The 12,580-nt window shown below is 65.7% G+C and carries 11 protein-coding genes and 1 pseudogene; 6 read left to right on the forward strand and 6 right to left on the reverse strand.

All coding sequences use genetic code 11. The annotated features are described in order from the left end of the window. Positions 1 to 24: 24 nt before the first annotated feature. The 4 genes from AC3WN8_RS27920 to AC3WN8_RS27935 form a co-directional block, all read right to left on the reverse strand. The gene (locus AC3WN8_RS27920; RefSeq protein ID WP_492672792.1) at positions 25 to 540 is read right to left on the reverse strand and encodes an Hsp20/alpha crystallin family protein; all 516 of its coding nucleotides are present in this window, start codon (positions 538 to 540) and stop codon (positions 25 to 27) included. Between the two features lie 77 nt (positions 541 to 617). Beyond that, positions 618 to 1,091 carry an Hsp20 family protein gene (locus AC3WN8_RS27925; protein ID WP_492672801.1) on the reverse strand — a complete coding sequence of 158 codons (474 nt, stop codon included), beginning with the start codon at positions 1,089 to 1,091 and terminating at the stop codon, positions 618 to 620. A 657-nt stretch (positions 1,092 to 1,748) separates the two neighbouring features. After that, positions 1,749 to 3,266, reverse strand: coding sequence for an anthranilate synthase component I (gene trpE / locus AC3WN8_RS27930; protein ID WP_492672793.1), 1,518 nt, complete (start codon positions 3,264 to 3,266; stop codon positions 1,749 to 1,751). Then, on the reverse strand, positions 3,263 to 5,218 hold the full coding sequence (locus AC3WN8_RS27935; protein WP_492672794.1) for a SurA N-terminal domain-containing protein: 1,956 nt from the start codon (positions 5,216 to 5,218) through the stop codon (positions 3,263 to 3,265). Before AC3WN8_RS27935 ends, trpE begins: the two co-directional genes overlap by 4 nt. A gap of 114 nt (positions 5,219 to 5,332) precedes the next feature. Here AC3WN8_RS27935 and tpiA point away from each other — a divergent pair, with 114 nt between their 5' ends. The 3 genes and pseudogenes from tpiA (at position 5,333) to pyrG (ending at position 8,426) form a co-directional block, all read left to right on the forward strand. Then, entirely contained in the window at positions 5,333 to 6,076 is a 744-nt protein-coding gene (gene tpiA / locus AC3WN8_RS27940; protein WP_492672795.1) for a triose-phosphate isomerase, read from the forward strand. A gap of 66 nt (positions 6,077 to 6,142) precedes the next feature. Next, a pseudogene (gene secG, locus AC3WN8_RS27945) lies at positions 6,143 to 6,514 on the forward strand (preprotein translocase subunit SecG); the annotation flags it as partial. A 277-nt stretch (positions 6,515 to 6,791) separates the two neighbouring features. Further along, positions 6,792 to 8,426 carry a CTP synthase gene (gene pyrG / locus AC3WN8_RS27950; protein ID WP_492672796.1) on the forward strand — a complete coding sequence of 545 codons (1,635 nt, stop codon included), beginning with the start codon at positions 6,792 to 6,794 and terminating at the stop codon, positions 8,424 to 8,426. Positions 8,427 to 8,449: 23 nt separating this feature from the next. Here the strand turns inward: pyrG and AC3WN8_RS27955 are convergent, their stop codons facing one another. Then, a complete protein-coding gene (locus tag AC3WN8_RS27955) occupies positions 8,450 to 8,626 on the reverse strand; it encodes a DUF4169 family protein (protein WP_492672802.1) in 177 nt (58 codons plus the stop codon). A gap of 140 nt (positions 8,627 to 8,766) precedes the next feature. Here AC3WN8_RS27955 and AC3WN8_RS27960 point away from each other — a divergent pair, with 140 nt between their 5' ends. Then, complete coding sequence (locus tag AC3WN8_RS27960) at positions 8,767 to 9,453, forward strand: Crp/Fnr family transcriptional regulator (RefSeq protein WP_492672797.1); 687 nt, start codon at positions 8,767 to 8,769, stop codon at positions 9,451 to 9,453. Between the two features lie 188 nt (positions 9,454 to 9,641). Here AC3WN8_RS27960 and AC3WN8_RS27965 read toward each other — a convergent pair whose 3' ends face one another. Next, positions 9,642 to 10,121 (reverse strand): Hsp20 family protein, encoded by a 480-nt coding sequence (locus AC3WN8_RS27965; protein WP_492672798.1) that lies wholly within the window; start codon positions 10,119 to 10,121, stop codon positions 9,642 to 9,644. A gap of 466 nt (positions 10,122 to 10,587) precedes the next feature. Between AC3WN8_RS27965 and AC3WN8_RS27970 the strand changes: the two genes are divergently transcribed. Further along, positions 10,588 to 11,838, forward strand: a complete 1,251-nt coding sequence (locus AC3WN8_RS27970; RefSeq protein WP_492672799.1) for a lipoprotein-releasing ABC transporter permease subunit — start codon at positions 10,588 to 10,590, stop codon at positions 11,836 to 11,838. Beyond that, positions 11,831 to 12,502, forward strand: a complete 672-nt coding sequence (locus AC3WN8_RS27975) for an ABC transporter ATP-binding protein (RefSeq protein WP_492672800.1) — start codon at positions 11,831 to 11,833, stop codon at positions 12,500 to 12,502. Before AC3WN8_RS27970 ends, AC3WN8_RS27975 begins: the two co-directional genes overlap by 8 nt. Positions 12,503 to 12,580 lie beyond the last annotated feature (78 nt).

Below are 12,580 nucleotides of genomic sequence, written 5' to 3' on the forward strand. Positions count from 1 at the left end.
GGACCGAGGTCCCGGGCCCGCCGGTCAAGCGGCCTGTGCATTGATCGGGATGCGGCGAAGGTTTTCGTTCGCCGCCTCCGACTTCGGCAGGGTGATGGTGAGCACGCCGTTCCTGAACGTCGCGTTCGCCTTGTCCCGCTCGATTCCGCGCGGAAGCCCGATCCGGCGCTCGAAGCGGCCATAGCTGCGCTCGGTGTAGCCGCGGTCCTTGTCCTCGACCTCGGCCTTCTTCTCGCCGCGCAGGGTCAGCACGCCCTCCTCGAGGGTGATGTCGACGTCCTTCTCGTCGAGCCCGGGCAGTTCGGCGGTGATGCGCACTTCCTTGTCGGTCTCGCCAAGCTCCAGATTGGGCCAAGCGAAACCGCGGTCGAAGCCGCCCAATGACGGTGCGCCGAAGCCGCGGAACACATCTTCGAACAGCCGATTCACCTCGCGGTGAAGCGACAGCAGCGGATGATCGGCCCGATCGCGCTCGGCGCTGACCGGGACGGGGAGCCGGTTCTCCTGCCGGCTCCAGGGGATCAAATCACGAATAGCCATGATAGCATCTCCTTTCTGGCTAGAGAGTGGGAAGAAGGGCCTGCCGCCGACAAGGGCGGTGAGCCCGTCGACCGGAATCAGGCCGCCTGTCGGTTCTCGCCCGAGGGCGCCTCCAGGCGGTCGTTGGCTCCGCCGCTGATTTCGATCTTGCGGGGCTTCATCGCCTCGGGCACGACGCGTTTCAGCGCGATGCTCAGCAAGCCATTGTCAAAGCTTGCCGCACCGACCTCGATGAAATCGGCGAGCTGGAAGCGTCGCTCGAACGGCCGCGTCGCGATGCCGCGGTGCAGATACTGCCCCTCATCCTTATCCTCGGCACGCTTGCCGATGACGATGAGCTGGTTCTGCTGGGCGACGACCTCGACATCTTCAGGGCGGAAACCCGCCACCGCCAGCGTGATGCGGTAGCTGTCTTCACCCTGGCGTTCGATGTCGAAGGGCGGATAACCGTCGCTGCCATCGCCGCGCGTCCCGGTCTCGAGCAGATCGAACAGACGGTCGAAGCCGACCGAGGAACGCCGATAAGGCGTAAAGTCAAAGTTGGTTCTCATTTCCAAATCCTCCAAATGAAGCAATTCGGGCATGAGATACGCCGGAGAGAGCCGGCGCTCTCGATGTCCAACCGGACCGGTTTCGGCGTCCGGCATTAAAAAATTAGGTCGTTGAAAAGGGGTTTCAAGAGCTTCCTTTTGATTTTTGATGTGCGCTCAGCTAACCGGTTGCTCGTCCACGGATCACAACAAGGGGTCCGACGGAGCTTGCAGCGCATCACGCGCGCGGTCGCTTGAATAAGACCCGGGTGCGAGCAAAACGATGCCGCTGATGCCGATCAAGCCGGCGAGGCCGATCACAGTGCCTGTCACGAACGCCGGTGGTGGCGAAATGGTATTGCCCATGAGGTGAAAGCCCGCTTCTGCACATCCAGTTACCTTCACTCATGACCGGTTAAATGGTAGCAACTGCCTAGCGGGTCCACGTCTGTCGCACGGAGAGTTTTGGCAAAAGCAGCCGTTCGCGTTGCGACTGTCGAACGATGTATTTTGGTCGGAAGCCGCCAGTTTAAAAAGCTGGCTCCTGAATGTCGGCTATGCTGGCCGCGGCGTCCGAAACCTGCCAGTCCGTTTCCGGCCCAGAAGTTTCCATCATAGGTGTCCCCGCGTTCGCGGAAATGAAGATGAGTTAATCTAGCTGGATCAGGCTCTAACGACTTATTGCCCGAAACCCGCCTCGTTCGCGATCCGCGTCGCTTCGCGCGCGGCGGCCAGCAGCGCGCCGGCCTTGGCCTCGCATTCGCGCTGTTCATAGGCGGGGTCCGAATCCGCGACGATGCCCGCGCCGGCCTGGACGTGCATCATGCCGTCCTTCACCACCGCGGTGCGCAGCACGATGCACGAATCCATCGATCCGTCGGGCGAGAAATAGCCGACGCCGCCGGCATAGGCGCCGCGCCGTTCACTCTCCAGCTCGGCGATGATCTCGCATGCGCGCACCTTGGGCGCGCCGCTGACCGTGCCCGCCGGGAAACCCGCGAACAGCGCGTCGAGCGCGTCCTTCGCCGGATCGAGCCGGCCGACCACGTTCGAGACGATGTGCATGACATGGCTGTAGAATTCGACGGTGTAGCTGTCGGTCACCGTCACGCTGCCCGCCTCGGCGACGCGGCCGACATCGTTGCGGCCCAGGTCGAGCAGCATCAGATGCTCGGCGCGTTCCTTGGGATCAGCGAGCAGGCTGGCGCGGTTCTCGGCATCCTCGGCGGCGGTCTTGCCGCGCGGCCGCGTGCCCGCGATCGGCCGGATCGTCACTTCACCGTCGCGCGCGCGCACCAGGATCTCGGGCGAGGATCCGATCAGCGCGAAACCGGGCATGTCGAGATAATAGAGGAAGGGGGAGGGGTTGATCCGCCGCAGCGCGCGATACAGGTCGAAGGGCGGCTGCGCGAAGGGCGTGGTGAAGCGCTGCGCCAGCACCACCTGAAAGATATCGCCCGCCGCGATATAATCCTTGGCGCGCGCGACCATCTCGGCATAGCGGCCGGGCGCAAGCGTCGGGACCAGTGCGATCTCGTCCACGGACGAGGTGCCTGCCGCGCCGGCGGGTTCGGCCCGCGTCGAGGGAAGCGGCTGGGCCAGTTTCGCGGCGGTCGCGCCGATCCGGTCCTCGGCATCCGCGATCTTGCGGTCGATCGATCCCGGGGCGTCGGGCCAGACCGGCGCCACCAGGAACAACTCGTCGGTCAGCCGGTCGAACACCAGGATCACCGTCGGGCGGACGAAGATCATGTCGGGCAGCGAAAGCGGATCGGCCTCGGGGCGGGGCAGGCGCTCGACCAGCCCGATCGTCTCATAGGCGAAATAGCCGACCAGGCAGGCGAGCGCGCCGGGCAGTTCGGCGGGCATGTCCATCCGGCATGCGGCGACCAGCGTGCGCATCGCATCGAGCGTGCCTGCGCCCGCGGGCTCGAACGCCTCGCGATCGGTCTGCCACAGCCGGTTGATCTCGGCGCCGTCGCCATCGGCGCGGAAGACGAGGTCGGGCGCCAGCCCGATCAGGCTGTGGCGGCCGCGCGTCTCGCCGCCCTGCACCGATTCGAGCAGGAAATCGCCGCGGCCCGGTTCGAACAGCTTGAGCGCCGCCGAAACCGGGGTGTCGGTGTCCGCGATCTGGCGGCGCCAGATCAGGCCGGGGCGGCCTGATTCGAGCGCCGCGCGTGCCTGCGCGCTCACTGGCTCCCGGCGCCGGAAAGCTCGCGCTTCAGCTTGGCTTCCGCCCCCGGATTGCGCTTGACGCCGGTCTCGGCCTTGATCGCGCCGGTGAATTGCGCGGCATATTCCTCGCCGACCAGCCGGCTGAATTCGGCCTGGAGCTGCGGGATCAGATTGGGTTCGCTCTTCACGTCGCCCGGTATGATCTTGTCGAGCCAGACGATGTACCAGCCCTGATTGGCCGGCGCTTCGAGCCGCTTCGCCGATTTCTCCTTCATCGAGAACATCAGCGCCAGCGGCGGCGGCACGCGCTGGCCGCCCTGGGCCAGATCGCGGCGACGGCCGCCGATCGGTTGCGGCGCGGGCAGGGTGACGCCGGTCTCGCGCAGCGCCTGCGCCAGCGGAACGCCCTTGGCGACTTTGGCGATCACCGCATCGGCGATCGTGCGCGCCTGCTTTGCGGCCCGGTCGCGCTCGAACTCGGCGACGACCTGCGCCTTGATCTGCGCCAGCGGACGCGGTGCCGCGGCGATGATGCGATCGAGCTTCGCCAGCGCGAACTCGCGGTCGGGTACGACGGTCTCGACCGCCGGATCGTCATCGGTCTGCGCTTCGAACATCGGCTCGATGAAGCGTGCGAAGCGCGGATCGGGCTGCATTGCGGGATCGTCGGGATTGGCGCCGGTCGCGGTGATCGGCGGCGTGGTCACCGGGATCAGGCCGTTCGCCTTCACCACTTCGTCGAAGGTCGATCCGGCATCGACCTGTTCCTGCACCTTGGCGGCCAGGTCGGCGAGGGTGGCGGCCTGCTTCTCGACCTTCACCGCTTCCAGGATCTCGCCGCGCACCGCGGCAAGCGGCTTGGCCGGGATCGAGGTGATCGTATCGACGCGCACGACGTGCCAGCCGAGCCCGGAGCGCTGCAGCGGCGCGACGCCGCCCTGCGGCAGCGCGAATGCGGCGGCGGCGATCGCGGGGGAGCTCAGCTTGGTATAGGCGGCGGCGGTCTGCGCCTTGAGCGCCACCGGCTCCAGCCCGGCCTGTTTCGCGGCGTCGGCAAAGCTCATGCCCGCCTTCACCTTCGCTTCGAAGGCCTGCGCGGCTTTCTGGTCCTGCAGGATCACCTGCGACAGGTCGCGTGTCTCGCTCGCGGCATAACGGGCCGCGTTGTCCTTGTAATATTTGGCGATGTCGGCCTCGTTCGGCACCACCTTGCCGCCGAGCGTCGACAGGCCGAACGGCGCGTAACGGATCACGCGGCGCTCGGGCACCGTGTAGCGCGCGACATTGCGGCTGTAATAGGCGGCGATCTCCTGATCGCTCGGCGCGGCGCCCTTGGGCATCGCGCTGGAGGGGATCAGCCCGACCACGCCGTTGCGCGATTCGAGCGACAGCGCCGCATAGGGACGCGCGACGCCCGCGGGCATCCGCGCCGCGCCCGATACGGGCACCAGCAACTGGCGGGTCAGCAGGTCGGTGGCGATGTCGCCGCGCAGCTGCGCCTCGTTGATCCGGCGCTGGCCGATCACCTGGAGGAAAGTGTTGCGATCGAACACGCCGGTCGGGCCGAAAAAGGCGGGGATGCTGGCGATCTCGCCGTCGACCAGCCGCTTGCTGACCCGGATGCCCTGGTCATGGCCGAATTTCTCGAGCGCGGCGACGTTGATGATCTGTTCCAGCGTGGCTTCGAATCCGCCGCCGGCGATGAAATTGGCCATGTCGAGCGTGGGCTGCTGCTGGCGCTCGATGTCGATGCGATTGTCGACGCGCTGCTTCACTTCGACCGAATCGATATCGCGATTGCCGACCTCGGCGATGGTCGATCCGCCGCTGAGCACGCCGCTGCCGCCGCCGAAGCTCGACGATCCGGTGATGTCGCCCGCCGCGAAGGCGATGCCGACCAGCGCGATGAAGATGAAGCTGATCGCCAGCCCGAGCTTCGAATTGAAGATAGAGCGGAGGAAGGTGATCATGCGCTGGGGGCTCTTCGCTAATGCGGGGATGTAAGCGGACGCATTAGAGCGAGGCGCTTTCCACGGCAAGGCATCGGCGATATGGCGCCCCGCGAACCGACAAAGGAGACTATCGTGGCGTTGCGCAAGCTGGTGGCCGGCAATTGGAAGATGAATGGCGACCGCGCCGCGCTGAGCGAGCTCGATATGATCGATGCCGCTGCGGACGCGCATCCCGGCGTCGATGTCGCGATCTGCCCGCCCTTCACGCTGATCGTGCCCGCGACCGAACGTGCGCCCGGCCTCGCCATCGGTGCGCAGGATTGCCATGCCGCCGCATCGGGCGCGCATACCGGCTGCATCTCCGCCGCGATGCTCAGGGACGCCGGCGCGCATTTCGTCATCGTCGGCCATAGCGAGCGCCGCACCGACCAGCATGAAACCGACGCGGAGGTCCGCGCCAAGGCCGAGGCCGCGATCGCCGCCGGGCTGGTCGCGATCCTGTGCGTGGGTGAGACCGAGGCGGAGCGCGACGCGGGCAGGGCGCTCGACGTCGTCCGCGGTCAGCTTCAGGGCTCGATTCCCCCGATCGGCACCGGCGCGACTTTGGTCGTCGCCTACGAACCCGTCTGGGCGATCGGCACCGGCCGCACGCCGTCGACCGCCGATGTCGCGGAAATGCACGCGGCGATCCGCGCCAGCCTGGGCGATCTGCTCGGCGAGGAGGGGGCCGCGGTGCGCATTCTCTACGGCGGCTCGGTCAAGCCTTCCAATGCCGCGGAGCTGATGGCGGTGGCCGATGTCGATGGCGCGCTGGTCGGCGGGGCCAGCCTCAAGGCCGCCGATTTCGAGCCGATCATCGCCGCGGCTGCGCTATAAGTTGAACTGCGGCCCTCCAGGGGCTACAGGCGCGCTTTCGACTTCCTGACGGTTCGGCACACATCCATGTTTACCTTCCTGCTCGTTCTCCACGCCATCATCGCCGCCGCGCTCGTGACGGTGATTCTCATGCAGCGCTCGGAGGGCGGTGGCCTCGGCATGGGCGGTAGTCCGTCGGGCCTGATGTCCGCGCGCGGCGCCGCCGATTTCCTGACGCGGGCGACCACCATCCTCGCGGCCTTGTTCGTGGCGATGTGCATCCTGCTCGCGACTTTGGCGTCGATGCGCTCGAACGGCGGGGATATCGATACCTCGCTCGCCCGTCAGCCCGCGGCGCCCGCCGGCCAGGTTGCGCCGGTCGACAATGCCGCGGTGCCGGCGCCTGCGCCGACCGATCCGCTTGCCGGCGCCGCCGCAACGCCGGCGCCTGCTCCGGCCGCCGCGACGCCTGCCGAAACGCGGCCCGCACGGCCCGCGCCGCGCTCGACCGATCCGGTCTCGCGCAATACGCCGCCACCTGCCGCCAATGTGGCGACTCCGGCGCCGGCGCGTGTCACGCCGCCGGCCGTCGTTCCGGTCGCGCCGCCGGCCAGCAACGGCTCCGCGCCAAGCAACTGAAATCGTTCGCGTTCGTCCGACCTCGGCGCTTTTTTGCGCCGGGATCGGATTCGCGCGCTTGCCGTCAACGCATAACCGAGGCTAAGCCTTTTCTCCCATGGCGCGGTTCATTTTCATCACCGGCGGCGTGGTCTCCTCGCTTGGCAAGGGTCTCATGGCGGCAAGCCTTGCCGCCCTCCTCCAGGCGCGCGGCTACAAGGTCCGTATTCGCAAGTTCGATCCCTATCTGAACGTCGATCCTGGGACGATGTCGCCCTATCAGCATGGCGAAGTCTATGTGACCGACGACGGGGCGGAAACCGACCTCGATCTCGGCCATTATGAGCGCTTCACCGGCGTTCCAGGCCGTCAGTCGGACAATGTCACCTCAGGCCGGATCTATCAGCAGATCATCGCCAAGGAGCGGCGCGGCGACTATCTGGGTGCCACCGTCCAGGTGATCCCGCACGTCACCGACGCGATCAAGGAATTCGCGCGCAACGAGACCGACGATGTCGATTTCGTGCTGTGCGAGATCGGCGGCACCGTGGGCGACATCGAATCGCTGCCGTTCATGGAGGCGATTCGCCAGCTCCGCGCCGATCTTGGTCGGCTGAACTCGATCTTCGTCCATGTCACGCTGGTGCCGTACATCGCGGCCGCGGGCGAGCTGAAGACCAAGCCGACCCAGCACAGCGTGCGCGACCTGACCGCGCTCGGCATCCAGCCCGACGTGCTGGTCTGCCGCTGCGAACGGCCGCTGCCCGAAGGCGAGCGCGCCAAGATCGCCTTGTTCTGCAACGTGCCGATCGAAGCTGTCATTCCCGCGCTCGACGCGAGCAGCATCTACGGCGTGCCGCTGCAATATCATGCCGAAGGACTGGACCATGCGGTCTTGTCGGCCTTCGCGATCGATCCGGGCGAAAATCCCAATCTCGCGCGCTGGGACGATATCATGGACCGGCTCCACAATCCGGAGGGAGAGGTCACGATCGGCGTCGTCGGCAAATATGTCGGCCTGGCGGACGCCTATAAGTCGCTCAACGAAGCACTCGTCCATGGCGGCATCGCCAACCGGGTGAAGGTCAACATCAAGTGGCTCGACGCCGAGCTGTTCGAACAGAGCGAGGGCGATATCGCCGCGATGCTCGAGCCGATGCACGCGATCCTCGTGCCCGGCGGCTTCGGCGAGCGCGGATCGGAAGGCAAGATCGCCAGCGTCCGCTTCGCGCGCGAAAAGAACGTGCCCTTTTTCGGGATCTGCCTGGGCATGCAGATGGCCTGCATCGAAGGCGCGCGGAACACCGCGGGCATCGCCGCGGCATCGACCACCGAATTCGGCCCGACCGACGAGCCTGTGGTCGGCCTGATCACCGAATGGATGACTGCCGAGGGCCTGCAGAAGCGCGAGGCAGGCGGTGATCTGGGCGGCACGATGCGGCTCGGCGCCTATCCCGCGATGCTTACGGGCAACAGCCATGTCGCAAGCATCTACGGCACATCCGAGATCAGCGAGCGCCATCGTCACCGCTACGAAGTGAACGTCCATTACCGCGATCCGCTGGAAAAGGGCGGTCTGGTCTTTTCGGGCATGTCGCCGGACGGCGCGCTGCCGGAGATCGTCGAGCGGCCCGATCATCCCTGGTTCGTCGGCGTGCAGTTCCATCCAGAGCTCAAGAGCAAGCCCTTCGCGCCGCATCCGCTGTTCGCGAGCTTCATCGAGGCCGCGCTGAAACAGTCGCGCCTGGTCTGATCTACCGGTCCGGCGGGCCGACCTCAGTCTTCGCGTCTTGCGCCGTCGAGCAGCCGCTCGGCGCGGTTCTTTTCCTGCGCGTCCGCCGTCTTTTCCGCCTTGGTACGCCCGAATTTCGCGCGGTTCGCGGCGGCCTGCGTCGCGGCCGTCGCGCGGGCCTTGGCCTTGCGTGCGGATCTCAGGTTGATGACGTCGCCCATGTGCATCAGTCTATCAGCGCACATGTCGAAATCGAAGGTCTTTCGTCACCTGTGACCGCCGTCACACCCTGATCGCGCCGGATGCGTCATCCGGGTGCGGACGGCGAATCGGAAAGCATCCACGCCGGAAGGGAACGCACATGAAACCCGAACAACTCGCCGCCTTGCTGCCCGAGCATTCGCTTTTCGCGTCATGCAGCGAAGAAGAGCTTGCCGCGATCATCCTGCACGGAACGCTCCAGGCCTATACCAAGGGCAAGGAGATCATGCGTCAGGGCGACGAGGGGGATTCGCTCGTCATCCTGCTGACCGGCACGGCGCGCATCTCGATGGTGTCGAGCAACGGCCGTGAGATCATTCTCGATTATGCCGAACCCGGTTCGGTGATCGGCGAGATCGCGCTGCTCGACGGCGGTGAGCGCACCGCGACGGTGACCGCGCTCGAGCCGGTTCAGGGCCTCAAACTCTCGCGCGCCGCATTCGAGGCGATCATCGCCCAGCATAGTGGCATGGGCCTGCGGATCCTGCGCGAACTCGCCCGGCGGCTGCGCCAGGCCAACAGCACGATCGAAAGCGACCGCGCCTTCACCTCCGGTCCGCGGCTTGCGCGCTTCCTGCGCCGGCTCACCCTGGATGGCTCGACAGACGGGCGGTTGCGCCTCGATCTCAGCCAGGGCGAACTGGGTATGTTCGCAGGCATGTCGCGCGAGCAGATCAATCGTCAGCTCGGCGCCTGGTCGGATTCGGGCGTGATCGCGCTCGACGGCGGCCGGATCAAGATTCTGGATAGCACCCTGTTATCGGAGATCGCCGAAACAGCCGATTGACCGGAAACGTGGCCTATTTGCGACCCGGGCCGCACCTTTCCGCATCGGTGGCAATCCGAGGTGCTTTTGGGCAGCCGGACGCGTTTGTGTCCGGCTGCTCCTTTCTTTTTCGAATTGGGGAACCCGCCACCCGGAAATACGCCCGGGCCGGCGTCGGCCCGGGCGCTTTGGATGACAGGTTTTCGCGATCAGGCGGCCTTGCGGGCGTCCTCGATGGACTCGACGGCGGCGCTGTCGATCGCCGGCGCGGCGCCGATCGCGATCTTCTGCGGTTTCATCGCTTCGGGAATCTCGCGCAGCAGGTCGATGGTCAGCAGGCCATCGGCCAGATTCGCATCCTCGACGCGGACGAAGTCGGCCAGCTCGAAACGGCGTTCGAAGCTGCGATTGGCGATGCCGATATGCAGGAACTGGCTGCGATCCTGCTCGGATGCGTCCTTCTTGCCCGTGACGAGCAACAGATTCTGCTGCGCGGTGATCTCGATCTCGTCGCGTTTGAAGCCGGCGACGGCGAGCGTGATGCGATACCGGTCCTCGCCGCGGCGCTCGAGGTCGAAGGGCGGGTAATTGTCGCCCTGCGCCTGGCGCGCATTATTCTCGAGCAGATCGAACAGCCGATCGAAACCGACGGTGGAACGGCGATAGGGGGTGAAATCAAAGGTCCTCATGTCAAAAATCTCCATTGAGCATTTTCGAGCGCACGAAGCCCGCCATGGCGGCACTTCGGGGCATCCGGCCCGGATCGGCACCGGATATGAGTGAGTTAGGAGGGGCGTCGCGGGTTTCAAGAGGATGAGCAATGGCCTGAAACGGCAAGTGCCCGGACCGTTTCCGATCCGGGCACCCGCGTGACGAATGCTCGTCAGCCCCCTTGGATTTGACTTCAGCACGCTGGCGATGCCGGTCCCTTCATCGTCATCGCCGGGCGAAGCCCACTCCCCGAACCACGGCCTTTGCCTGCGTTCAGCACATTAACGCTACGCAAACGTCATCGCCTTGTCATGAAGGGAATCGATAGGGCTGAACGATTGAGTCGATGCTGTTGTCATTTGGCAACACGGCAGTTCCGGTTGCCAGCACCGTCGCCCATGCCTAGACGGACATTATGCCGTCGACCTATCAGGATCCAGCCGAATGATCCTTTCCCGCTACGAGCGGATGATCGCAAAACGCTATCTGCTTCCAGGAAAGGGCGAGGGGTTCATCTTCCTCGTCGCCGGGATCAGCCTGTTCGCGGTGATGCTCGGCGTTGCCGCACTGATCATCGTGATGAGTGTGATGAACGGTTTCCGTGCCGAACTGTTCGACAAGATCGTCGGTTTGAACGGCCATGCCGTCGTCCAGGGCTATGGCGGGCGGCTGCCCGACTGGCGCAACGTGCTGGCCGAAGCGAAACGCACGCCGGGTGTCGTCGCCGCCACGCCGCTGATCGAGCAGCCGTTGATGGCGAGCTCGGAGGGGCGGGTCGAAGGCGTGATCGTCCGTGGCATGACGCTGCCCGACATCAACGGCAATCCGATCATCGCCGGCAACGTATTGCGCGGCAATCTGCGCGAATTGCAGCCGGGCAACGACAATGTCGCGATCGGTGCGCGACTGGCCGAGCAGCTCGGCGTCCAGGTCGGCAGCCAGATCAGCCTGATCAGCCCGCAGGGGCAGACGACACCGTTCGGATCGGTGCCGCGCATCGTCGCCTATCGCGTCGCCGCGATCTTCGAGGTGGGCGTCTATGATTACGACAAGGCGTTCGTGATCATGCCGATGGAGAATGCCCAGTTGCTGCTGCTGATGGGCGATCAGGTGGGCATGATCGAGGTCGAGACGGTCGATCCCGACCGCGTCGGCCAGATCCTGGCGCCGCTCGGACAGAAAGTGGCGGGCAGGGCGGTCGTTTCCGACTGGCGGACGATGAATTCCCAGCTTTTCGAAGCGCTGGCGGTCGAGCGGGTCGCGATGTTCGTCGTGCTTTCGATCATCATCCTGGTCGCGGTCTTCAACATCCTGTCGTCGCTGATCATGCTGGTGCGCGCCAAGAACCGCGATATCGCGATCCTGCGGACGATGGGGGCGACGCGGCGCGGGCTGATCAAGATCTTCGTGACCGTGGGCGTGACGATCGCATCGCTCGGCATAATTGCCGGGATCGTGCTCGGCTTCATCTTCCTGTTCTTCCGCCAGTCGGTGGTGAATTTCATCCAGTTCGTGACCGGGCAGAATCTGTGGGACCCCTCGATCCGTTTCCTGACCGAGCTGCCGTCCAAGACCGATCCGTTCGAGGTGATCGGCATCTGTGCGATGGCCTTGCTCTTCAGTTTCCTCGCGACGCTCTATCCCGCGTTCAAGGCGGCGAGCACCGATCCGGTACAGGTGCTGCGCTATGAGTGACATTCTCGCCACGCAGGGCCTGCGCCGCAGCTTCGTCCAGGGTGATGTGACGATCGAGGTCCTGCGCGGCATCGACCTGCATGTCTCGCCGGGCGAGATCGTCGCGCTGCTCGGGCCGTCGGGATCCGGCAAGTCGACTCTGCTCCAGGCGGTCGGTCTGCTCGAAGGCGGCTTTGAGGGCTCGATCCAGATCAAGGGTGAGGAAGCGTCGCGGCTCGATGCCGATGGACGGACGACATTGCGGCGTGACGCGCTGGGTTTCGTCTATCAATTCCACCATCTGCTGCCCGATTTCGACGCGACCGAGAATGTCGTGCTGCCGCAATTGATTCACGGCGCCGAGACCGCGGATGCGCAGGTGCGGGCAAAGGCGTTGCTGACGTCGCTGGGGCTGGGCCACCGCCTGACTCACCGGCCGAGCCAATTGTCGGGCGGCGAGCAGCAACGTGTCGCGGTAGCGCGTGCGCTGGCCAACCGGCCGGCGCTGGTGCTGGCGGACGAGCCGACCGGCAATCTGGACGAAGCCACGGCGGAGGTGGTGTTCGCGGAATTCCTGGCGCTTGTCCGTGGCGAGGGTTCGGCGGCGCTGGTTGCCACGCACAATGAGCGTCTGGCCGCCCGCATGGACCGGGTGGTGCGCTTGCATGAGGGCAGGCTCGAATAGGGAGAGGGGCAATGCGGCGGATGATCCTGGGCGCGGCGATGCTGGGTGGTACGGCAAGCGCGCAAATGCCCCCGCCGG

Source organism: Sphingobium sp. FW305-3-2-15-F-TSA7 (genome assembly GCF_058787155.1).

Excerpts from the sequence above, each read along its gene's own strand:
- AC3WN8_RS27920 (WP_492672792.1), bottom strand. The coding sequence starts at position 540 with ATGGCTATTCGTGATTTGATCCCCTGGAGCCGGCAGGAGAACCGGCTC.
- AC3WN8_RS27935 (WP_492672794.1), bottom strand. The coding sequence starts at position 5,218 with ATGATCACCTTCCTCCGCTCTATCTTCAATTCGAAGCTCGGGCTGGCG.
- AC3WN8_RS27960 (WP_492672797.1), top strand. The coding sequence starts at position 8,767 with ATGAAACCCGAACAACTCGCCGCCTTGCTGCCCGAGCATTCGCTTTTC.
- AC3WN8_RS27955 (WP_492672802.1), bottom strand. The coding sequence starts at position 8,626 with ATGGGCGACGTCATCAACCTGAGATCCGCACGCAAGGCCAAGGCCCGC.
- AC3WN8_RS27975 (WP_492672800.1), top strand. The coding sequence starts at position 11,831 with ATGAGTGACATTCTCGCCACGCAGGGCCTGCGCCGCAGCTTCGTCCAG.
- AC3WN8_RS27965 (WP_492672798.1), bottom strand. The coding sequence starts at position 10,121 with ATGAGGACCTTTGATTTCACCCCCTATCGCCGTTCCACCGTCGGTTTC.
- AC3WN8_RS27925 (WP_492672801.1), bottom strand. The coding sequence starts at position 1,091 with ATGAGAACCAACTTTGACTTTACGCCTTATCGGCGTTCCTCGGTCGGC.
- pyrG (WP_492672796.1), top strand. The coding sequence starts at position 6,792 with ATGGCGCGGTTCATTTTCATCACCGGCGGCGTGGTCTCCTCGCTTGGC.
- AC3WN8_RS27970 (WP_492672799.1), top strand. The coding sequence starts at position 10,588 with ATGATCCTTTCCCGCTACGAGCGGATGATCGCAAAACGCTATCTGCTT.